The sequence below is a fragment of the Glutamicibacter sp. NPDC090743 genome (genome assembly GCF_044769125.1).
Classification (GTDB): Bacteria; Actinomycetota; Actinomycetes; order Actinomycetales; family Micrococcaceae; genus Glutamicibacter.
In genome coordinates, this window is record NZ_JBIVXE010000001.1 from 111,439 (window position 1) to 133,872 (window position 22,434).

General features: G+C 59.5%; 14 protein-coding genes. 13 read left to right on the top strand and 1 reads right to left on the bottom strand.

Annotated elements, in window-relative coordinates; genetic code table 11:
* The first annotated feature begins 102 nt into the window (after positions 1-102).
* Complete coding sequence (locus tag ACIQTS_RS00580; protein WP_400288541.1) at positions 103-1,272, top strand: acyltransferase family protein; 1,170 nt, start codon at positions 103-105, stop codon at positions 1,270-1,272.
* Here the strand turns inward: ACIQTS_RS00580 and ACIQTS_RS00585 are convergent.
* Complete coding sequence (locus ACIQTS_RS00585; RefSeq protein WP_105657669.1) at positions 1,226-1,723, bottom strand: aminoacyl-tRNA deacylase; 498 nt, start codon at positions 1,721-1,723, stop codon at positions 1,226-1,228. The two genes, ACIQTS_RS00580 and ACIQTS_RS00585, sit on opposite strands and share 47 nt — an antisense overlap.
* A gap of 614 nt (positions 1,724-2,337) precedes the next feature.
* Between ACIQTS_RS00585 and ACIQTS_RS00590 the strand changes: the two genes are divergently transcribed.
* From ACIQTS_RS00590 to rplW, 12 genes are all read left to right on the top strand, one after another.
* Positions 2,338-5,844, top strand: a complete 3,507-nt coding sequence (locus ACIQTS_RS00590; protein ID WP_402470506.1) for a DNA-directed RNA polymerase subunit beta — start codon at positions 2,338-2,340, stop codon at positions 5,842-5,844.
* Positions 5,845-5,941: 97 nt separating this feature from the next.
* On the top strand, positions 5,942-9,832 hold the full coding sequence (locus tag ACIQTS_RS00595) for a DNA-directed RNA polymerase subunit beta' (protein WP_400288537.1): 3,891 nt from the start codon (positions 5,942-5,944) through the stop codon (positions 9,830-9,832).
* A 269-nt stretch (positions 9,833-10,101) separates the two neighbouring features.
* A complete protein-coding gene (locus ACIQTS_RS00600; protein WP_402470509.1) occupies positions 10,102-11,319 on the top strand; it encodes a phosphatidylserine/phosphatidylglycerophosphate/cardiolipin synthase family protein in 1,218 nt (405 codons plus the stop codon).
* A 461-nt stretch (positions 11,320-11,780) separates the two neighbouring features.
* Positions 11,781-12,155 carry a 30S ribosomal protein S12 gene (gene rpsL / locus ACIQTS_RS00605; RefSeq protein ID WP_013349694.1) on the top strand — a complete coding sequence of 125 codons (375 nt, stop codon included), beginning with the start codon at positions 11,781-11,783 and terminating at the stop codon, positions 12,153-12,155.
* Positions 12,155-12,625 (top strand): 30S ribosomal protein S7, encoded by a 471-nt coding sequence (gene rpsG, locus ACIQTS_RS00610; protein WP_096256908.1) that lies wholly within the window; start codon positions 12,155-12,157, stop codon positions 12,623-12,625. Before rpsL ends, rpsG begins: the two co-directional genes overlap by 1 nt.
* A 69-nt stretch (positions 12,626-12,694) precedes the next feature.
* A complete protein-coding gene (gene fusA, locus ACIQTS_RS00615) occupies positions 12,695-14,809 on the top strand; it encodes an elongation factor G (RefSeq protein WP_105657667.1) in 2,115 nt (704 codons plus the stop codon).
* A gap of 242 nt (positions 14,810-15,051) precedes the next feature.
* A complete protein-coding gene (tuf, locus tag ACIQTS_RS00620) occupies positions 15,052-16,242 on the top strand; it encodes an elongation factor Tu (RefSeq protein WP_105657666.1) in 1,191 nt (396 codons plus the stop codon).
* 163 nt (positions 16,243-16,405) lie between these two features.
* A complete protein-coding gene (locus tag ACIQTS_RS00625; protein WP_402470513.1) occupies positions 16,406-20,143 on the top strand; it encodes a hypothetical protein in 3,738 nt (1,245 codons plus the stop codon).
* A gap of 398 nt (positions 20,144-20,541) precedes the next feature.
* A complete protein-coding gene (rpsJ, locus tag ACIQTS_RS00630; RefSeq protein WP_013349689.1) occupies positions 20,542-20,850 on the top strand; it encodes a 30S ribosomal protein S10 in 309 nt (102 codons plus the stop codon).
* 20 nt (positions 20,851-20,870) lie between these two features.
* A complete protein-coding gene (rplC, locus tag ACIQTS_RS00635; RefSeq protein ID WP_013349688.1) occupies positions 20,871-21,521 on the top strand; it encodes a 50S ribosomal protein L3 in 651 nt (216 codons plus the stop codon).
* Between the two features lie 4 nt (positions 21,522-21,525).
* Positions 21,526-22,128, top strand: coding sequence for a 50S ribosomal protein L4 (gene rplD / locus ACIQTS_RS00640; RefSeq protein ID WP_105657664.1), 603 nt, complete (start codon positions 21,526-21,528; stop codon positions 22,126-22,128).
* Complete coding sequence (rplW, locus tag ACIQTS_RS00645) at positions 22,125-22,427, top strand: 50S ribosomal protein L23 (protein ID WP_013349686.1); 303 nt, start codon at positions 22,125-22,127, stop codon at positions 22,425-22,427. The genes rplD and rplW overlap by 4 nt, the downstream gene beginning before the upstream one ends.
* The last annotated feature ends 7 nt before the right edge of the window (positions 22,428-22,434 follow it).

Below are 22,434 nucleotides of genomic sequence, written 5' to 3' on the forward strand. Positions count from 1 at the left end.
AGTCTGTGGGCCTTTGGTCGTTAAGCTGGGAAGTCCATAGCAATTGTTTTATAACGTTTCTATTAACAGCGTTTATTCAAGTTCATTGTTTACAGTGAAAATGTGTCAAAAACCGTAGCTACCCAGAACCAGAAACCAGCACCGCGGCTAGGGCTCCTAGACGCATTGAGGATTACAGCTGCGCTAATTGTCGTCCTGTACCACTACACCGCATGGGGACATGATCACTGGGGGAGGCAGGCCGCAGAGTTCTGGCCAGTACTCTCCGAATTCACCCGCTACGGACAGCTGGGTGTGCAGTTGTTCTTCCTCATATCGGGCTTCGTAATCCTGATGTCCCTCCAGGGAAAGAACGTCATTGGTTTCATCGGCTCGCGTGTGGGCCGCCTCTACCCGGCCTACTGGCTCGCGGTACTCGCAGCAACAGTACTCTCGCTTGGGATCTGGCCCTCCGGCAACGAGGGACGCTCGGCCAGTGATATTCTGCCCAACCTGAGCATGATGCAGGCTGGATTCGGCGTCACCGATATGGACGGTGTCTATTGGACGTTATGGGTCGAGTTGCGTTTCTACGTGTTGCTCGCAGTGCTCTTGTCCATGGGCTTCGTGAAGAACAAGCACATCCTCTTGCTCTCTGCCATTTGGCCCGCTCTGGGCCTGTATCTGCATTTCACAAGCTTGGACAAGCTGCAGGAATGGATTGCCGGGCAGTATGCGGCCCTGTTCGCAGCCGGCATGGTGCTCTTCTTGATCTATCAAAGCGGCCACAGCATTCTGCGGTGGTCCATGGTCGCAGGCAATACTGCCATCGCCGCATTTTTCACCGGCATCAAGGGGCGCAGTGACGCGGACTTGCTCTCCGGGATGGATATCCCGGCCTGGCATTTCCAGCTGCTGACCGTCCTGTGCGTAGTTCTGCTGGCGGTGTGCACCCTGACTCCGCTCAAGAACGTCCAGGGCAAATGGCTGGCTGTGGCCGGTTCATTGACTTACCCGGTGTACCTGGTGCACCAGTTGTGGGGTTGGTGGCTAATCAACCAGCTGCACGGTTTCGTGAACAAGTACGTGCTGCTGGCCGGTTTGCTGGTGCTGATGCTAGGAATTGCCTACCTGGTGGCACGCTTCGTCGAGCAGCCGCTGGGTCTGCTGCTGCGCAACGCGACGATCAAGGGATTGACCAAGTCGCAGGCCTGGGCCAAGAAGGCATTGGCTAAGCCAGGGCTGGTTATTCCGGAGTCGAAATATCAGCAATCGTGGCATCAAATCCGCTAACCAAATCCTTGGCGCGAACCAGCAGTCCATGGGCTCGGTCTCCGCTGCCCAGTCCTATCTGTTCCGATACGGGCTCTTCGAAGACGCTGGCATCGATGTAGACAGGCAGTACCGTGTGCGAGCCAAAAGGCGTAATGGTTCCGCTCTCGTAGTGCGTGACATCCCAAGCGATATCTGAAGATGGCAGGGAGAGCTTATTGACGCCCATGACTCCGCGCAGCTTCGCCCAGTCCAGTTTCCGCCCGCCGGGGATCAGCGCGAAGACAAAGGTGCCGTCTGTGCGTTTGATAACCAGCGTCTTGAGCAAGGCCGAGGCCGAGATTCCCAAGGCGTCCGCAGCCTCTTCCAGCGAGCGGACCTTGTCGCGCGGCACAATCTCGATTGGGATGTTCCGGCGCGAGGCGTCCAGGGTAACTCGGGTCAGTGCTTCATCTGACTGCAGCTTATTCACTTCGTCTCCTAACCGTGGATGTTTGCTCGATCATAGCTAGTGGCGAAAGAAGAAGCCACCGGACACACGAGGTCGCAAAGGCTTATATCTGCTGGGGGAGCGTGTAGCTTCAAGCCTCCCGGATACCCGGAAAAAAATCTCCAAGAACGTTCGCCATGCGGCTGAAGCGGAGAAAAATTGGGGTTTCTGATGCCTGCTGAGGAGAATGTGACAGAAAGCATAACGTTGCCTGATGCCCGGAATCCGGAGACTGCGTTCAGCGGGCCGAGACCTTTGGCAATTCGCAAGAATCCGCGAAAACAAGGGTATCAGTTGGGAAAATGCATGCACTTTTCGGTGCGCGGTACGACCGGGTTGCGCGCTGGCGCGGTGCTTGGAAACCTGAGTGGCAGCCCGCGCGAAAGTGGGGGCGAAAACTATAGCACGAATTTCTGCACCGAGTATCGACAACCGGATTTTCCTCCGGTAGAGTAGAAATTTGCGCCTTACTGTTTGCGCGCGCGGCCTTCATATAGCGGTGGGTTCGTGCGGACGAAAAAAGAGGAACTGTCCTATGGCAGGAACCTTAGCACGGTAAGCGTTCGGAAACCTGACGGTCTTTGGAAGGATCCATCTTGGTCGCCTCGAGCAACCCTAACAACCAAACCGCTAGTTCGGCTCGCGATGCTGCATACGCTGGCCGACTTTCTTTTGCAAAGATTCACGAACCCCTTGAAGTGCCTAACCTGCTGGCATTGCAGACCGAGAGCTTTGACCGCCTCGTCGGCAACCAGAACTGGGTAGAGCGCCTGGCCAAGGCAGAAGCCGCTGGTGACTTCAGCGTGCCCAACACCTCGGGCCTGGCAGAAATCTTCGAGGAAATCTCCCCAATCGAGGACTTCCAGGACACCATGTCCTTGAGCTTCTCGGATCCGGAGTTCGCTGATCCTAAGTACTCGATCGCAGAGTGCAAGGACCGCGACGCCACCTACGCGGCACCGCTGTATGTCAAGGCCGAATTCATGAACAATGAAACCGGCGAAATCAAGCAGCAGACCGTGTTCATGGGCGATTTCCCGCTGATGAGCGAAAAGGGCACCTTCATTATCAACGGCACCGAGCGTGTCGTTGTGTCCCAGCTGGTTCGCTCCCCAGGTGCGTACTTCGAGTCCACGCCGGACAAGACCAGTGACAAGACGATCTTCTCGGCACGTATCATCCCATCGCGTGGTGCATGGTTCGAGCTGGAAATCGACAAGCGCGACCAGATCGGCGTACGCCTTGATCGCAAGCGCAAGCAGTCGGTCACCGTCTTGCTCAAGGCCCTTGGCTGGAGCGAAGAGCAGATCCTGTCCGAGTTCGGCCAGTACGATTCGATGCGCGCAACCTTGGACAAGGACAGCATCAAGGATCAGAACGAAGCCTTGCTGGACATCTACCGCAAGCTGCGTCCAGGCGAGCCTCCTACGGTTGAGGCCGCCCAGGCACTGCTGAAGAACATGTACTTCGAGCCTAAGCGCTACGACCTGGCAAAGGTTGGCCGCTACAAGATCAACCGCAAGCTGGGCGTGGAGACTCCGGTCAACGCCGAGAACGCTTCGGTGCTCTCGCTGGACGACCTGGTAGCGATGATCCGCTACCTCGTTGCGCTGCACGCAGGCGAGAAGACTGTTCAGGGCACCCGCAAGGGCGAGATCGTTGACGTTCCCGTTAACGTCGACGACATCGACCACTTCGGCAACCGCCGCATCCGCGCCGTGGGCGAACTGATCGAGAACCAGGTCCGCACCGGCCTGTCCCGCATGGAGCGTGTTGTGCGCGAGCGCATGACCACCCAGGACGTCGAGGCGATCACCCCGCAGACCCTGATTAACATCCGCCCTGTCGTGGCTGCCATCAAGGAGTTCTTCGGAACCTCGCAGCTTTCGCAGTTCATGGACCAGAACAACCCGCTGGCCGGCCTGACCCACAAGCGCCGCTTGTCGGCTCTGGGCCCAGGCGGCCTGTCCCGTGACCGCGCAGGCATGGAAGTACGAGACGTCCACCCGTCCCACTACGGACGCATGTGCCCAATTGAAACCCCTGAAGGCCCGAACATCGGCCTGATCGGTTCGTTGGCTACCTACGGACGCATCAACTCCTTCGGCTTCATCGAAACCCCGTACCGCCGCGTCGCCAATGGCGTCGTGTCCAACGAGGTCGACTACCTGACCGCCGATGACGAGCTGCAGCACTACATCGCACAGGCCAACGCGCCACTGGATGAGAACGGCCGCTTCGTTGAAGAGACCGTTCTGGTTCGCGAAAAGGGCGGTGGCGGCGAGCCTGTTATCGTCGACTCCGATGAAGTGACCTTCATGGACGTTTCGCCGCGCCAGATGGTTTCGGTGGCAACCGCGCTGATTCCATTCCTCGAGCACGACGATGCCAACCGCGCACTGATGGGCGCCAACATGCAGCGCCAGGCTGTGCCGCTGCTGAAGTCCGAGCGTCCGCTGGTGGGTACCGGCATGGAGAAGTTCGCCGCGGTTGACGCCGGCGACTCCGTTGTCGCCGCCAAGCCAGGCGTGGTCACCGAGGTATCCGCTGACCTGGTTGTCGTCATGAACGATGACGGCACCGAGTCGATGTACCCGATCATGAAGTTCGCCCGCTCGAACCAGGGCAACGCCTACAACCAGCGCGTTCGCGTGTCCGAAGGCGACCGCCTGGAATACCAGTCGATCATCGCTGACGGTCCTTCGACCGACTCCGGCGAGCTCTCGCTGGGCAAGAACCTGCTCGTGGCATTCATGTCCTGGGAAGGCTACAACTACGAGGATGCGATCATCCTCTCCCAGCGCATGATCTTCGACGACGTGCTCACCTCGATTCACATCGAAGAGCACGAAGTCGACGCCCGCGACACCAAGCTCGGTGCCGAGGAAATCACCCGCGACATCCCGAATGTCTCGGAAGACATCCTCTCCCAGCTCGATGACCGCGGCATCGTCTACATCGGTGCCGAGGTCGAGGCCGGCGACGTGCTGGTAGGCCGTGTCACCCCTAAGGGCGAGACCGAACTGACCCCGGAAGAGCGCCTGCTGCGTGCCATCTTCGGTGAGAAGTCGCGCGAAGTGCGCGACACCTCGCTGAAGGTTCCGCACGGCGAGTCCGGCACCGTCATTGGTGTTCGCATCTTCGACCGCGACAACGACGATGACCTTTCCCCTGGTGTCAACCAGCTGGTCCGCGTCTACGTTGCCCAGAAGCGCAAGATCTCGATCGGCGACAAGCTCGCAGGTCGCCACGGTAACAAGGGTGTCATCTCGCGCATCATGCCGCTGGAAGACATGCCATTCCTGGAAGACGGCACCCCGCTGGATGTCATCCTGAACCCGCTAGGTGTGCCAGGTCGTATGAACGTCGGCCAGGTTATGGAAATCCACCTGGGTTGGGCTGCCAAGCAGGGCTGGAAGATCGAAGGCGAGCCTGAATGGGTCCGCGATCTGCCGAACCTGCCACGCGAGTCCGGTTCCACCACCGTGGCAACCCCGGTCTTCGATGGCGCTTCCGAAGAGGAAATCCGCGGCATCCTGGATTCGACCAGCAAGACCCGTGACGGTGTGCGCCTGATTGGCAACTCCGGCAAGGCGAAGCTGTTCGACGGCCGCTCCGGCGACCCGCTGCCGGATCCGGTTTCCGTGGGCTACATGTACATCTTGAAGCTCCACCACCTGGTGGACGACAAGATCCACGCCCGTTCCACCGGTCCATACTCCATGATCACCCAGCAGCCACTGGGCGGTAAGGCCCAGTTCGGTGGCCAGCGCTTCGGCGAGATGGAAGTTTGGGCACTGGAAGCATACGGTGCCGCTTACACGCTGCAGGAAATCCTGACCATCAAGTCGGATGATATCCACGGCCGCGTGAAGGTCTACGAAGCTATCGTCAAGGGCGAGAACGTTCCAGAGCCTGGTGTTCCAGAATCGTTCAAGGTGCTCATCAAGGAAATGCAGTCGCTGTGCTTGAACGTCGAGGTACTCGGTACCGACGGCAACACTATCGAAATGCGTGAGTCGGACGAGGAATCGTTCCGCGCCGCTGAAGAGCTGGGCATCGACCTTTCACGGTCGGAGCCGAACTCCGTAGAGGAAGTGTAATCTGGCGCCCTGCCTGCAGGACCTGCAGGCAGCGGCGGCAAATTCCCACCCTCATTCGTATCGACTTCAGACACCACAGAAGAGAGAAAAGGACCATATGTCCAGCGATTCCTCATTCGGCCTCATGCGAATCAACCTTGCCACCGCGGATGAAATCCGTGGATGGAGCTACGGCGAGGTCAAGAAGCCGGAAACCATTAACTACCGCACCCTGAAGCCGGAGAAGGACGGTCTTTTCTGCGAAAAGATCTTCGGCCCTTCCCGCGACTGGGAATGCTACTGCGGCAAGTACAAGCGCGTGCGCTTCAAGGGCATCATCTGCGAGCGTTGCGGCGTCGAGGTGACCCGCGCGAACGTACGCCGTGAGCGCATGGGCCACATCGAGCTGGCAGCTCCTGTGACCCACATCTGGTACTTCAAGGGCGTTCCATCGCGCTTGGGCTACCTGCTCGATCTGGCTCCGAAGGACCTCGAAAAGGTCATCTACTTCGCTGCCTACATGATCACCGGTGTCGACGAAGCACGCCGCCACGCCGAAATGCCTAACCTGCAGGCCCAGCACGACCTGGAACTGCGCAACCTTGCGAACAACTCGGAAGCTGACAAGAAGGCTGTTGCAGCCGACCTGGAAGCCGAGCTGGAGCGCATGGAAGCTGACGGCGCCAAGAATGCCGAGCTGAACAAGGCCCGCACCTTGGCCGAGAAGACTGTTCTGCAGATCGACAAGCGCGCCAAGGCCGAAGCCGAGCGCCTGCGTGCGGTCTGGGAGCGCTTCAAGAACCTGAAGGTCGCCGACCTCGAAGGCGACGAAGGCCTGTACCGCACCATGCGTGAGAAGTACGGACTGTTCTTCGAAGGCTCCATGGGTGCAGAAGCTATCCAGAAGCGCCTTGAGAACTTCGATCTGGCGGCTGAAGCTGAAGAGCTGAAGACCATCATCGAAAACGGCAAGGGCCAGAAGAAGGCTCGTGCGCTCAAGCGCCTGAAGGTCGTCAACGCGTTCCTTGTCAACGGCAACTCGCCTAAGGGCATGGTCCTTGACGCCGTTCCGGTGATCCCGCCAGAACTGCGCCCGATGGTCCAGCTCGACGGTGGCCGTTTCGCTACCTCGGATCTGAACGACCTGTACCGCCGCGTGATCAACCGCAACAACCGCCTCAAGCGCCTGCTTGATCTCGGTGCGCCAGAGATCATCGTGAACAACGAAAAGCGCATGATGCAGGAAGCTGTTGACTCGCTGTTCGATAACGGCCGTCGTGGCCGTCCGGTGACCGGGCCAGGCAACCGCCCGCTGAAGTCCCTGAGCGACATGCTCAAGGGCAAGCAGGGTCGTTTCCGCCAGAACCTGCTGGGCAAGCGCGTTGACTACTCGGGCCGTTCGGTCATCGTTGTCGGCCCGCAGCTGAAGCTGCACCAGTGCGGTTTGCCAAAGCAGATGGCCCTGGAGCTGTTCAAGCCTTTCGTGATGAAGCGCCTGGTTGACCTCAACCACGCACAGAACATCAAGTCGGCTAAGCGCATGGTCGAGCGTTACCGCCCGCAGGTTTGGGATGTTCTCGAAGAGATCATCACCGAGCACCCGGTACTGCTCAACCGTGCACCTACCCTGCACCGCTTGGGTATCCAGGCCTTCGAACCACAGCTGATCGAAGGCAAGGCCCTGCAGCTGCACCCATTGGTTTGCGGCGCGTTCAACGCTGACTTCGACGGTGACCAGATGGCAGTCCACCTGCCGCTGAGCCCAGAAGCACAGGCTGAAGCCCGTATCTTGATGCTGTCCTCGCACAACATCTTGAAGCCTTCCGATGGCCGCCCAGTGGCACAGCCTTCGCAGGATATGATCATCGGCTTGCACCACTTGACCACCAAGCGTGCAACCGAAAAGGGCGCCGGCCGCGTGTTCGCTACCGTATCCGAGGCCATCATGGCCAAGGATCTGGGCGAACTGCACCTGAACGCACCGATCAAGGTCCGCGTGGAGAACTTCGTTCCTTCCGCAGACCAGCCAGCCCCTGAGGGCTGGGAGCCAGGTACCCCGGCATTGCTGGATACCTCGCTTGGCCAGGTGCTGTTCAACGACACCCTGCCTGCGGACTACCCATGGGTAGCCACCGTAGCGGGCAAGGATGCGCTCTCGGAGATCGTCAACGATCTGGCAGAGCGCTACCCGAAGATCATTGCCGCAGCTACCCTGGATAACCTGAAGGACGCCGGTTTCTACTGGTCGACCCGCTCGGGTGTCACCGTGGCGATCTCGGACATTACCTCGAACATGGATAAGGCAGCCATCTTGGCTCCTTACGAGGTAAAGGCCGCCAAGGTCCAGGCTTCCTACGACAAGGGCCTGATTGCAGATACCGAGCGCCGCCAGGACCTGATCGACATCTGGACCAAGGCTACCGACGAGGTTGCCGAGGCAATGAAGAACGGCATGGAAGAGCTGAACACCATTAACCGAATGGTGACTTCCAAGGCTCGTGGTAACTACCTGCAATTGCGTCAGATCGCGGGTATCCGTGGTCTGGTGTCCAACCCTAAGGGTGAAATTATTCCTCGCCCGATCAAGTCTTCCTACCGTGAAGGCCTGTCGGTTCTGGAGTACTTCATCGCGACCCACGGTGCCCGTAAGGGCCTGGCGGATACCGCGCTGAAGACCGCTAACTCGGGTTACCTGACCCGTCGTCTGGTGGACGTTTCGCAGGATGTTATCGTTCGCGAAGAGGACTGCGGCACCAAGCGCGGCTTGACCGTTGCCATTGCAGATAACTCTGCCGGCATCCGCGTCAAGCACGAGACCGTGGAGAACTCGGCGTACACCCGTACGCTGGCTACCGACGTCAAGAACACTGAAGGCACCGTGCTGGCTACCGCCGGTTCGGATGTCGGCGACGTGCTGATCGACGAGCTGTACGCTGCAGGCGTGGATGAAATCCGCGTTCGCTCCGTGCTGACCTGCGACTCGGCTGTTGGAACCTGTGCTCTGTGCTACGGCCGTTCGCTGGCCAGCGGCAAGACCGTGGACATCGGCGAGGCTGTTGGCATTATCGCCGCGCAGTCCATCGGCGAGCCTGGTACCCAGCTGACCATGCGTACCTTCCACACCGGTGGTGTAGCGTCGGCTGACGATATCACCCAGGGTCTGCCTCGTATCCAGGAACTGTTCGAAGCCCGTACCCCTAAGGGTGTGGCTCCGATGTCCGAGGTTTCCGGTCGCGTGTCGATCGAAGACGACGAGAAGCAGCTGCGTGTTGTAGTGACTCCGGACAACGGCGACGAGAAGCAGGCCTACCCGGTTCTGCGTCGTGCTCGCCTGTTGGTTGAAGAGGGCGAAAGCATCGTTGCCGGTACCCAGCTCACCAGCGGTACCTTGGATCCGAAGCAGGTTCTTCGAGTCCTCGGCCCACGTGAGGCACAGAAGTTCCTGGTCCGCGAGGTCCAGGATGTGTACCAGTCCCAGGGTGTGGGCATCCACGATAAGCACGTGGAAGTCATCGTCCGCCAGATGCTGCGCCGCGTCACTGTCATCGAGTCGGGCGAGACCGACTTGCTGCCAGGCGAGTTGGCCGATCGTTCGCGCTTCACCGCGGCGAACCGCAAGGCTGTCTCGGAAGGCAAGCGTCCAGCTGCCGGCCGTGACGAGCTGATGGGCATCACCAAGGCATCGCTGGCCACCGATTCGTGGCTGTCGGCTGCTTCCTTCCAGGAAACCACTCGCGTCCTGACCCAGGCTGCGATGGAAGGCAAGGAAGATCCACTGCGCGGTCTGAAGGAAAACGTGATCATCGGTAAGCTGATCCCGGCCGGTACCGGTCTGGATCGCTACACCCAGGTCAACGTCGAGCCAACCGATGAAGCAAAGGCAACTTTGTTCACCGGCACCTCGGCCTTCTCCTCGGGCCTGTACGACGATGCGCTGGAAGGCGGGCTGTCGCCTGAATTCCGTGCCATCTCGATGGATGACTACGATCACGGCTCGGACTTCCGCTAAACCGGAGAAGCCCGAATCGAGCAGTAGCTAGCCGGCAGGGCCCGTTGCACGCAGATGCGTGCAACGGGCCCTGCCGCATTTAAGCTGTTTCGCTTCTGTTCACCCTCGGGACACGCAATTATCACCGGTGCATGAAAAAGTTCAGTTGCCGGAGCGATGCGTTCCATGGGACGCCTTCCACCCATGCGGCGCGGCCGAGCCGGCCAGACCTCGGGGACATCAGCAAATTCCGCTCCCGTCGCCGATTGATGCCAGAAAAAGGTGAGAAGTTGAGTAAAACATTGAAAGCCGCTGCAACCGGCGCCATGATCCTCGCGCTGCTGTTCAATTCCATGCCGGCCCATGCCACGCAGCGGATCGAAACTGGCAAGCAGCCCGAGACCCCCTGCGCGGCAGCGCCGTTGGCCAAGGTTGAAACCGGAGCGGTCTTCTCCGATCCGCTAGAAGGCCGGGCCGGAGCAGTGTCCGAGCGCCTGTGCTCGTACTTCAAGCAGGCCGATGCAGGATCAACCATTAAGCTGGCGGCTTTCGTGATTTCGGGGGAGAGCGGCGAAGACTACGTGGACCAGTTGCTCGCAGCACATGCGCGCGGGGTAGAAATACAGGTGGTCATCGACGGGTGGCAAATCTCCAAGGCTCCGGCAGCGAGGCTCATCAATACGCTGGGCACAGATATGAGCTCAGGATCGTGGGTAGCGGTGTGCTCCCACCAGTCGCCTGAGGGAAACACCAGTTCTTGCCAGGGAACCAAAGGCATGCACAACAAGTTCGTGCTGTTCTCAGCGCTGGGTGGGCAGGAAAATGTTGTAGTGCAGGCTTCTGCCAATGTCACCGACGTGAATCACACCAGCTACTGGAACAACGCGCTGACCGTGACCGGCGATGATGGTTTGTACGATGCCTATCGGTCCTACCATGCCGATTTGGCGCGCATGGAACAGTCGCCAGACTACAACAAGACAGTGGCTTCGCGCGGCCCGGCTGGGGCATCGGTAGTCCGGTTCTTCCCAGCTGCCGCCGATGATCCGGTAGCGCAGCGGCTCGCGCGGCTGGAGTGCAAAAACAGGAACAGCTCGGCGGCAGTGGTCATGAGCGAATGGGACGATACACGCACCGCCATCGCTGAGGAACTGGCCCGGCTGAAAACCCAAGGCTGCGCTGTCTCAGTAGCTGCTGGGCCGGTCGGGGCGCAGGTTGCCAATATCCTGGATGCCGCAGGGATCAGCCGTCGCTCAGTAGAGGACAGCTCGACTACAGGGCGCATTCATTCGAAGTATCTGGTGGTTTCCGGCCTTCGGGAGGTGGCTTCTTCGGAAGGCTGCCGCGGGGATGCGTCTTTCGTCTTCACCGGTAGCCATAACTACAACTCCACCAGCCTGCGCCGCAATGACGAAGCCATCCTGGAACTGCATAACCGGAATGTCGTGAAAGACTACCATGCTAATGCCCAGCGTCTGATGCAGATTGGCGTGCCTGCCGCCGGCTAGTAGAGCAAGTTTAGGGTGATTTGTCCTCTGGGCGATGAAACATCTGGTGTGACGTGGCTACGGCCACAACACGCCATTGGCGGCGGCTGTGGATTCAGGTGGTTTTCATCTGGCGGTCCCGTGGCGTTCAGCTGGGGTCGATAGCGTAGTCACTACCCAAACCGTCTCGATGGCGGCGGGGGCCAAGAGTTGCCAGGTCGGTGAGATAGCTTACTGTACATGGTGGCTCGGTGGATTAATGCTAGACTGGGATCAATTGTTTTATGTGTGGCAAAATGGACTCCGTCCGGGTTGCGGGTAGGTTGCGCAACGAATGCCACACTTTCGCACGCCTAGGGACTTTTGATTCTGAGTGCGCGGTAAAGCAAGCAGCTAGCTACATTGCGAAGCGCTAAAACTTTTCTAGGCTTAGGCGTTTTCGTCGTGTTGCCGAAGAACTTAGACAATGGAAGGACACGAAAGTGCCTACTATTCAGCAGCTGGTCCGCAAGGGCCGCTCGCCTAAGGTCGTCAAGACCAAGGCCCCTGCCCTTAAGGGCAACCCAATGCGCCGTGGCGTGTGCACCCGTGTGTACACCACCACCCCGAAGAAGCCAAACTCGGCTCTGCGTAAGGTCGCACGTGTGCGCCTTGCCGGTGGCGTCGAAGTGACCGCTTACATTCCAGGTGTCGGACACAACCTGCAGGAACACTCCATCGTGCTCGTTCGCGGTGGTCGTGTAAAGGACCTTCCAGGTGTTCGCTACAAGATTGTTCGTGGTGCTCTGGATACCCAGGGTGTGAAGGATCGTAAGCAGGCTCGTTCCCGCTACGGTGCAAAGAAGGATGGTAAGTAATGCCTCGTAAGGGTCCGGCGCCAAAGCGCCCACTAGTTTCTGATCCAGTCTTCGAATCCCCATTGGTCACCCAGCTGATCAACAAGGTTCTCGTAGACGGCAAGAAGTCCACTGCAGAGCGCATTGTTTACGGTGCACTCGAAGGTGCCGCAGCAAAGTCCGGCGCCGACGCTGTTTCGACCCTCAAGAAGGCTATGGACAACATCCGTCCAGCCCTCGAGGTTCGTTCCCGCCGCGTCGGTGGCGCTACCTACCAGGTTCCTGTTGAGGTCAAGCCAGGCCGTGCAACCGCACTGGCTCTGCGCTGGCTGGTTGGCTACTCGAAGGCTCGCCGCGAGAAGACCATGATCGAGCGTTTGATGAACGAGATCCTGGACGCATCGAACGGTCTGGGTGCCGCTGTGAAGCGTCGCGAAGACACTCACAAGATGGCCGAGTCCAACAAGGCCTTCGCACACTACCGCTGGTAAGAACCGCTCGGAAAAGCTGGGCATCAACCGATGCCCAGCAATTCCGGCCTCACCTTATAGGGAGACAACGTGGCACAGGACGTGCTTACTGACCTTAACAAGGTCCGCAATATCGGCATCATGGCTCACATCGATGCCGGTAAGACCACTACTACTGAGCGCATCCTTTTCTACACGGGTGTGAACCACAAGCTCGGTGAAACCCACGACGGTGCTTCGACCACCGACTGGATGGAACAGGAAAAAGAGCGCGGTATCACCATTACCTCCGCTGCTGTTACCTGCTTCTGGAACAAGAACCAGATCAACATCATCGACACCCCGGGCCACGTTGACTTCACCGTTGAGGTGGAGCGCTCGCTGCGCGTGCTCGATGGCGCCGTTGCCGTCTTCGATGGCAAGGAAGGCGTTGAGCCTCAGTCCGAGACCGTTTGGCGCCAGGCTGACAAGTACGACGTTCCACGTATCTGCTTCGTCAACAAGATGGACAAGCTGGGCGCTGACTTCTACTTCACCGTAGATACCATCATCCAGCGCCTTGGTGCCAAGCCGCTGGTTATGCAGCTGCCAATCGGCTCCGAGTCCGAGTTCACCGGTGTCGTTGACCTGCTGTCCATGAAGGCATTCGTTTGGGAAGGCGACTCCAAGGGTGACGTCACCATGGGCGCTGCTTACGAAACCCGCGAAATCCCTGCCGACTTGGTTGAGCGTGCTGAAGAGTACCGCGCCAAGCTGGTTGAAGATGTCGCTGAGGCATCCGAAGAGCTCATGGAGAAGTACCTCGAAGGTGAAGAAATCTCCGTTGAGGAACTCAAGGCTGGCATCCGCAAGCTGACCGTGAACTCGGAAGCTTACCCAGTATTCTGTGGTTCGGCCTTCAAGAACCGCGGCGTTCAGCCAATGCTGGATGCAGTCATCGACTTCCTGCCGAACCCACTGGACGTTGGCGCCACCATCGGTCACGATCCGAAGGACGAAGAAGTTGAGCTGACCCGCGAGCCTTCGGAGGACGCACCGTTCTCGGCACTTGCGTTCAAGATCGCCGCTCACCCGTTCTTCGGCCAGTTGAACTTCATCCGCGTTTACTCCGGCAAGGCAGAGTCCGGCGCACAGCTGCTGAACTCCACCAAGGGCAAGAAGGAACGCGTAGGCAAGCTCTTCCAGATGCACTCCAACAAGGAGAATCCGGTAGACGAGATCCACGCAGGTCACATCTACGCTGTAATCGGACTGAAGGCCACCACCACCGGTGACACCCTATGTGATCCAGCCCACCCAATCGTTCTCGAGTCGATGAGCTTCCCGGATCCAGTGATCTCTGTGGCCATCGAACCAAAGACCAAGGGTGACCAGGAAAAGCTGTCGACCGCTATCCAGAAGCTGTCGGCGGAAGATCCAACCTTCACCGTGTCCCTGAACGAAGACACCGGCCAGACCGTCATTGGCGGTATGGGTGAGCTTCACCTGGACATTCTGGTTGACCGCATGAAGCGCGAATTCCGTGTGGAAGCAAACGTTGGCAAGCCACAGGTTGCATACCGCGAAACCATCAAGAAGGCTGTGGAGAAGGTTGACTTCACCCACAAGAAGCAGACCGGTGGTTCGGGTCAGTTCGCAAAGGTCCAGGTCTCGTTCGAGCCTCTGGAAGTTGTTGACGGCGTCACCTACGAGTTCAAGAACGCCGTGACCGGTGGTCGTGTTCCTCGTGAGTACATCCCATCCGTTGACGCTGGTATCCAGGACGCAATGCAGTACGGTATCCTCGCAGGCTACCCACTGGTCGGTGTCAAGGCTACCCTCATCGATGGTGCTTACCACGATGTCGACTCCTCGGAAATGGCCTTCAAGATCGCTGGTTCGCAGGTATTCAAGGAAGGCGCACGCCGCGCTAACCCTGTTTTGCTTGAACCGCTGATGGCTGTTGAAGTCCGTACCCCGGAAGAGTACATGGGCGACGTTATCGGCGACCTGAACTCCCGTCGTGGTTCGATCAGCGAGATGTCCGACGCTGCTGGCGTCAAGGTCATCCGCGCTGGTGTGCCACTGTCGGAAATGTTCGGTTACATTGGTGACCTGCGTTCGAAGACCCAGGGTCGCGCAGTTTACTCGATGACCTTCGACAGCTACTCTGAGGTCCCGAAGGCAGTTGCCGACGAGATCATCCAGAAGTCCCGCGGCGAGTAATCGCCTCGGTATAAAAACCTGGCCGTGACCCCCTTAGCGGGGAAGTGGCCGATCGCGGGCCGGTTCCGTTGAAAAACGGAGCCGGCACCGCAAACGGCCAACGAGGGATTTGCATCACAATGCAGGCCCCGCAGAGGACCGGAATTTCCTAAATTATCCAAGCCCCCAGTAGACTATTTCTAGTTCGTTTGCGAACCGCGCAGACGAAGAATGTCTTCTGTAAATGTTTCTAGGAGGAACTTGTGGCAAAGGCAAAGTTCGAGCGCAACAAGCCGCACGTCAACATTGGTACCATCGGTCACGTTGACCACGGTAAGACCACTCTGACCGCGGCAATCTCCAAGGTTCTGGCTGACAAGTACCCAGACCTGAACGAACAGCGCGACTTCGCTAACATCGACTCGGCACCGGAAGAGCGCCAGCGCGGTATTACCATCAACATCTCGCACATCGAGTACCAGACCGAGAAGCGCCACTACGCACACGTAGACGCTCCAGGTCACGCTGACTATGTCAAGAACATGATCACCGGTGCTGCTCAGATGGACGGCGCAATCCTCGTTGTTGCCGCTACCGATGGCCCGATGGCTCAGACCCGTGAGCACGTTCTGCTGGCCCGTCAGGTTGGTGTTCCAACCCTGATGGTTGCACTGAACAAGTCGGACATGGTTGATGACGAAGAGCTGCTCGAGCTCGTGGAGATGGAAGTTCGCGAACTTCTGTCCTCGCAGGGCTTCGATGGCGATGACGCTCCAGTGATCCGCGTTTCGGGCCTGAAGGCTCTGGAAGGCGACGCAAAGTGGGTTGCAGCTATCGAGGAACTGATGGATGCAGCTGACAGCTTCATTCCAGACCCAGTTCGCGACCGCGACAAGCCATTCCTGATGCCAATTGAAGACGTCTTCACCATCACCGGCCGCGGTACCGTTGTTACCGGTCGCGCCGAGCGTGGCACCCTGGCTATCAACTCGGAAGTTGAGATTGTTGGCATCCGCCCAATCCAGAAGACTACCGTTACCGGTATCGAGATGTTCCACAAGCAGCTCGACGAAGCATGGGCTGGCGAGAACTGTGGTCTGCTGCTTCGCGGTCTGAAGCGCGACGATGTTGAGCGTGGCCAGGTTATCGTAGCCCCAGGCTCGATCACCCCACACACCAACTTCGAAGCTAACGTCTACATCCTGTCGAAGGACGAAGGCGGACGTCACAACCCGTTCTACTCGAACTACCGTCCGCAGTTCTACTTCCGCACCACCGACGTAACCGGCGTTATCACCCTCCCAGAGGGCACCGAAATGGTTATGCCTGGCGACAACACCGAAATGTCGGTTGAGCTGATCCAGCCAATCGCCATGGAAGAGGGCCTCGGCTTCGCAATTCGCGAAGGCGGCCGCACCGTTGGTTCGGGCAAGGTAACCACCATCACCAAGTAGTCTCTACTTGATGAGGTAGTTCCCTAGTGAACTGAAAAGAATCCCCCAGCACTTTTGTGCTGGGGGATTTTTTTCGTTAAATACGAGCCTCAGCTAGTGAATATATCTAGAAGGTGGTCTAATTGGAGGGCGCGACAATTCGCTAAGTGGGGGAGTGGCATCAATGATGGGCTGGATCATCGTTTCTATCATCTTGGTCCTATTGGCTTTCGGCCTCGGCCGGCGCCAGGGGAGTCGGGATAAATCGCAAAGCCAGCAGCAGCTTGATGCGCTGGGCGAAGCGTGGCAGCAAGGCTACGACGAGGCAGTGAAGTACCTGGGGCAACCCGGGCCGCCGGGTGCCTCGGCACCGGCTGCTGCCCAAGCGCCGGGGGTCCCCGCACAGCCGCTCGAAGCGCAGCCTGCAAGCCGCAAAGATGCAGCGCCGGCCGCATCGATGGCACCTTCCAGCCAGCCATACCTCCAGCCATCGGCGGCCGGTGCTGCCCCCGCGTACCGCGCGCCGCTCCCCACGGCCACTCTCCAGCCTGCTGCACCGGTTAAGCCAATCAAGGTGCTCACCAAACGCGAGCGCGAAATGCGCAACATCAACATCACGCTGTACGTCGCGGCCCTGATGATCGTTGCCGCCGGCGCACTCTTCCTGAGCTTCGCGCTTCCGCCACTGTCAAAGCTCATCGCCTTATTCCTGCTGTCTGCCGCTTTCTACGGCGGAGGCCTGGTCACCTTCGCAGTGAAACCGTCCTTGCGTCCGGCAGGAGCCGCCTTTGCCGGCACCGGGCTGGCTTTGTTGCCGCTGTGCGCCATCGCTACCTACAGCACGGTGAACATATCCGGCCCGGCGACCTGGCTGGTTTTCTCAGCCATCGGCACATTAGCCGTGGGCTACGCAACACTGACGTTCAAGTCCCGTGTTCTGGCGTGGGTTGCCGTGCTGATTCTGGTCAGCAGCGCCATGGCCGGCGCGGCCGCGATGCAGCGTGGCGTCCTCTACTACATGCTGATCCTGCTGGTGCTCTCAATTGCGCTGATGCTCTTGGCGGTACGCAGCGAAAGGATCCGCCACTCAATCTTCTTCCGGGCCCTGCACGGCACCGCGCAGCTGCTGCCTGCGTTTGTCTTTGCGCTCTCGGTGATCCTCTTGGAGATGCTCGCCAGCCGGGATTTGTTCTGGATCTTCGCGTTGCTCACCGCCCAGTTGCTGCTCAGCGTCAGGCTGTTGCCCAACCTGCGGCTGCTGCGCACCTACGCTGCCCGCGCTGCTTTCATGGCGATGCTCGTGGCCGGCTGCAACTACCTCGGTTTCTCCGCAACGAGCAGCTGGCTGGTGCTCGCCTTCGCCTTCGGGCTCCAAGCCGTAGCGGTATTGCTCTGCTCCACCGGCTACCAGCAGAGGCTGGGATTGGCACGCAGGCACCTGCAAAGTGAACGTGCGGTGCTGTGGTGCTTAGCGGTGGCTTCGGTGATCGGCGCGTTTCTCTACGCGCAGGGCTTCGAGGCCTTCGTGCTCAGCTACATCGCGGTTCCGATCTTCATGGCGCTGGGCATTCCCGGCTTGCTGCGCAGCGCCAAGCTGGAAGTTGGAGTCATCGCGGTTCTTCCCCTGGTGGCGCTGGTAGATATGCAGAACCACAGTTGGCGCCCGCTGGTGGTATTCGCCCTGGCCCTGCTCGGGCTTTCGCTGGCTCAGCGCAACGCCCGGAACCTGCGCGGGGAAATGACGCTCCATGCGCGCTGGGTCGTTACCCTGGTTGGCGCAGGCGTGCTTGGTGCTGCGCTTGATGAGCTCACGGCTGGGGACTATGGAAATCCTGACGGCTCATCCCCGTTGATTGCGGTGCTCTTCGTGCTGTTCATCTTGTGGGCGGCGAATCTGGCGAGCCGTGCCGTGCTGGATTCCGGCATGGCGCAGGGGCACCGGCTGGGACGGGTGGGCGCTTCGGCTTTGCTTGGCGTGGTGCTGCTCTTCAGCCTGCGCCTGCTGACAACCGCTGGCGACTATTCCTACGCCAGCGAAAGCACCGTGGTGTTCCTGGGTATCGGCGGGCTGGCGTGGTTCATCACTGGCCTTGTGCTCGCAGTTGGCCTGGTCATTGCCTCGGGTTGGCGGCTTCGCGATATTCCTGCACAGCGCCCCGAGCTGGAACAGCCGATCAATGTCGTTGCGGCCTGCCTGCTGATGGGGCTTTATGCGCTCAGCTTCGGCAAGGAGATCTGGCCGCTGGCAATCCTCATCGGGGCGGCAACCTTGGGCTATTTCATCTGGAGCTTGCGCCGCAGCACAAATACGCGGTGGAAGATCCTCTATGCAGCGTTGGCCCAAGTGCTCTTCAGTTCCATGGTGTGGTGGATTGCCTACAGCATGGAATTCGACATCCATGGCCGGTTCTGCCTGCTGCTGGTTTCGATAGCCGTCCCGCAGCTGCTCCGCTTGCTGGCTAGCATCCGCGACGGCAAAGCACTGCGCCGGGAATTGCGCTGGATGGCAGTGGGACTGCTGGCTGGCATTCCACTGGCGACGCTGCCCTACGGGCAGTTCGCGGGCGGCATGGATCGGGGAACGATCCTCTTGGCCTGCTTATTCTTCGGGCTGCACGGGCTGGCCGCGTTCAAGGCCGAGACCAGCTTGACGGTGGCCAAGCGACAGCTCTATCTATTTGCCCCGATCCTGGCACTGATCCTGCTGATCAGCATTCCGGCACTGGCCATGGAAGATGCGACCGGATGGGTCCGCTCTACGTGGTGGAGTTCCCAGGTTGCTTGCGCCATGCTGCTGGCCCTGAGCCTGGCGGCACTCGTGCTTGAACGGCGGTTGCGCGCCAACAAGTCGTACTCGATAGCCCTGGGCCTGGCCATCTTCCTTCCGGCGGCGTGGGCCGCCGCGTGGCAGGCGGGGTCGTGGTGGGCAGTGGGTGCGCACCTGCTGCTGGCCCTCGGCTTCATCCTGCTGGTGCACACGCGCAAGAGCGCCTGGTACGCGGCCGGAGCCGCCATCATGCTGTGCGTCGCTATCCTGCGTGCAGTCTTCGAGGTGCGGCAAGCCGGTGGGGCAGTGGTGCTAGCACCGATGGATGCCGCATGGGCGCTGGTTGGCGCGGGCCTCGCGCTGTACCTGCTGGCAATCTTCCATGGGCGAATGAAGGATCCAATTCCCGGCTATCCGGAATCCGGCTACCTCCATGCCGATCCGCCCGGCAGCTCCTCGCGCTTGTACTTCGCGGCAATGCTCCTGGCCCTGTTGCTGGCCGGTGGCATCGCCCATCTGGATGGCGGTGCGATTTGGCAGGTGGCTGGCGGAGCGCTGCTGGTCTTCGGCGTTGCGGTGCTGGTGCGGCTCTTTGAACTTCCGCGGCGGCTGGTGCCCTACGCGGTGGACGGCTTCATCCTCCTGGGCGCGCTGCTGGCGCTGGGCAGCTATGCCCAGATCCTTGGCACACCGCGGGCCAGCAACTTGGCGGCCTACGCCTGCATTGTTGCAGTAGTGCTGGTCGCGTGGCGCAATATCAGGGCCAACGCGCGATTGGAGAGGGCATACCTGCTGGCCGCCTCGGTGGCCGGCAGCCTGGCCTTGCTCGCCGCACTGGTCCAATCCAATGGTGTTGCGCAGGCGATCGGCCTGGTCTTCTTCGGTGGATTGGTGGCCTGGGGCTTGAAGCTGGGGGAGCGGTTGTTCATTTGGTGGGGTGCGGCGGCTATCACCTTGTCCGTCTTGTGGTTCCTGCGCGATTTGGCATTCCTCTGGCTGGTGGTCATTGGCTTGGGGCTGATTGCGGCCGCGGTCTTCAAGCTGGTGAAGGTCGACAAGCAGAATTCGCTGCCGGTGAGGCCGCAAAACCCTGTTGATCCACCGATCCCTGCGGGGCAGGAGCCGTCCGGGCAGGACGGGCCGCGCCAGGTGTGAGGTCAAGATCACGGGCGCGGATAGGCATAAAAGATTTGCGCGATCGTTGCCGACCTGTCAGACTAGATAAGTTGCTTCAATGCAACCCGGTCCCCATTTATGGGGTAACCGGTCTGGTTTGAACGACCGGGATCGACTCTCACGCAGGATAATGCCTGGGGTTCGGGATCGATACGACTGCTTCAAACTATAAGGCCCTTCGATAAAGTGAAAACTTTGTGGGAGTGTTGTGACTGAAAATTTCACGACACGCCCGAGCGCGGGGGTCGGAGCCTCCTGCGGGTGAGGAACCCGGATCTGATCCGGATTCAGCCGCAGAGCAAGGCGTGCCGGTCTGCAAGGACCCGTATATAGGCACAGAAACTTTAGATAGTGCTAACAGAAAGAGGCATGACGCCATGGCGGGACAGAAAATCCGCATCCGGCTGAAGTCGTATGACCACGAGGTCATTGACGTTTCGGCCCGGAAGATCGTTGAGACGGTCACGCGCGCAGGCGCAACCGTAGTCGGCCCAGTGCCGCTGCCAACGGAGAAGAACGTGTACTGCGTTATCCGTTCGCCACACAAGTACAAGGACAGCCGTGAGCACTTCGAAATGCGCACGCACAAGCGTCTGATCGACATCGTCGATCCGACCCCGAAGGCTGTTGATTCGCTGATGCGTCTCGACCTGCCAGCGGATGTCAACATCGAAATCAAGCTTTAAGGGGAGGTGGCGAGAAAACTATGACCGCAACCCGTAATTTCAAGGGCCTGCTGGGCACGAAGCTCGGCATGACCCAGGTTTGGGATTCGAACAACAACCTGATCCCTGTCACCGTCGTGCAGGCTGATAGCAACGTTGTCACCAAGCTCATCAACGAAGAGCGCGATGGCTACACCGCAGTTCAGATCGGCTACGGCCAGATCGATCCTCGCAAGGTCACCAAGCCACTGGCTGGTCACTTCGAGGCTGCTGGCGTCACCCCACGTCGCCACTTGGTAGAACTGCGCACTGCAGACGCTGCCGAGTACACCGCAGGCCAGGAACTTTCCGTAGAGGTCTTCGAAGCCGGCCAGAAGGTCGACGTCGTAGGCACCTCGAAGGGTAAGGGCTTCGCCGGCGTTATGAAGCGTCACAACTTCCACGGTGTTGGCGCATCGCACGGTGCTCACAAGAACCACCGTAAGCCAGGTTCCATCGGCGGCGCATCGACCCCAGGTCGCGTTTTCCGTGGACAGAAGATGGCTGGTCGCATGGGTGCTGAGCGTGTTACCACTCAGAACCTGACCATTCACGCTATCGACGCTGAGAAGAACCTCCTGCTGATCAAGGGTGCCGTTCCAGGCGCCCGCGGCCGCGTCGTTCTCGTACGCAACGCCGTGAAGGGAGCATAAGTAAATGACTAAGGCACTTAACGTCGAACTGCCTGCAGAGATCTTCGACGTACAGACCAACGTCCCGCTGCTGCACCAGGTTGTCGTTGCACAGCTTGCTGCTGCCCGCCAGGGTACCCACAAGACCAAGGACCGCTCCGAGGTTTCGGGTGCAGGTCGCAAGCCGTTCAAGCAGAAGGGTACCGGCCGCGCCCGTCAGGGTTCGATCCGTGCTCCGCACATGACCGGCGGTGGCATTGTCCACGGTCCAACCCCACGTGATTACTCGCAGCGTACCCCGAAGAAGATGAAGGCTGCTGCACTGCGCGGCGCCCTGTCTGATCGCGCACGCTTCGATCGCGTTCACGTGATTGAGAACTTGGTTGCTGGCGAAACGCCTTCGACCAAGGATGCTCTGGCTACCTTGCGTTCGCTCACCGAGCGCAAGAACCTGCTTGTCGTCATCGATCGCGCCAACGATGTTGCAGCCCTTTCGGTTCGCAACCTCGTCAATGTGCACGTTCTGTACGTCGACCAGCTGAACACCTACGATGTTCTGGTTTCGGATGACGTAGTCTTCACCAAGGCTGCCTTCGATGCCCTGGTCCAGAAGGAGGAAGCCAAGTGAGCGCGTTCTCAAAGGCTCCACACGACGTGGTCATCGCACCTGTCGTATCGGAAAAGAGCTACGGTCTGATCGATCAAGGTCAGTACACCTTCGAGGTGGCACCAAGCTCCAACAAGTCGGAAATCAAGTACGCCGTTGAAGCGATCTTCAACGTCAAGGTTGACTCCGTAAACACCATCAACCGAGCTGGTAAGCGCAAGCGCACCCGCTTCGGGTGGGGATCGCGCAAGAGCACCAAGCGCGCCATCATCACCTTGAAGGACGGCTCGATTGACATCTTCGGCGGTCCGCTTTCCTAAGCGGAGA

Coding starts and splice junctions, on each gene's coding strand:
- ACIQTS_RS00595 (WP_400288537.1), top strand. CDS start 5,942: ATGTCCAGCGATTCCTCATTCGGCCTCATGCGAATCAACCTTGCCACC.
- rpsG (WP_096256908.1), top strand. CDS start 12,155: ATGCCTCGTAAGGGTCCGGCGCCAAAGCGCCCACTAGTTTCTGATCCA.
- rpsJ (WP_013349689.1), top strand. CDS start 20,542: ATGGCGGGACAGAAAATCCGCATCCGGCTGAAGTCGTATGACCACGAG.
- ACIQTS_RS00625 (WP_402470513.1), top strand. CDS start 16,406: ATGATGGGCTGGATCATCGTTTCTATCATCTTGGTCCTATTGGCTTTC.
- rplC (WP_013349688.1), top strand. CDS start 20,871: ATGACCGCAACCCGTAATTTCAAGGGCCTGCTGGGCACGAAGCTCGGC.
- rplD (WP_105657664.1), top strand. CDS start 21,526: ATGACTAAGGCACTTAACGTCGAACTGCCTGCAGAGATCTTCGACGTA.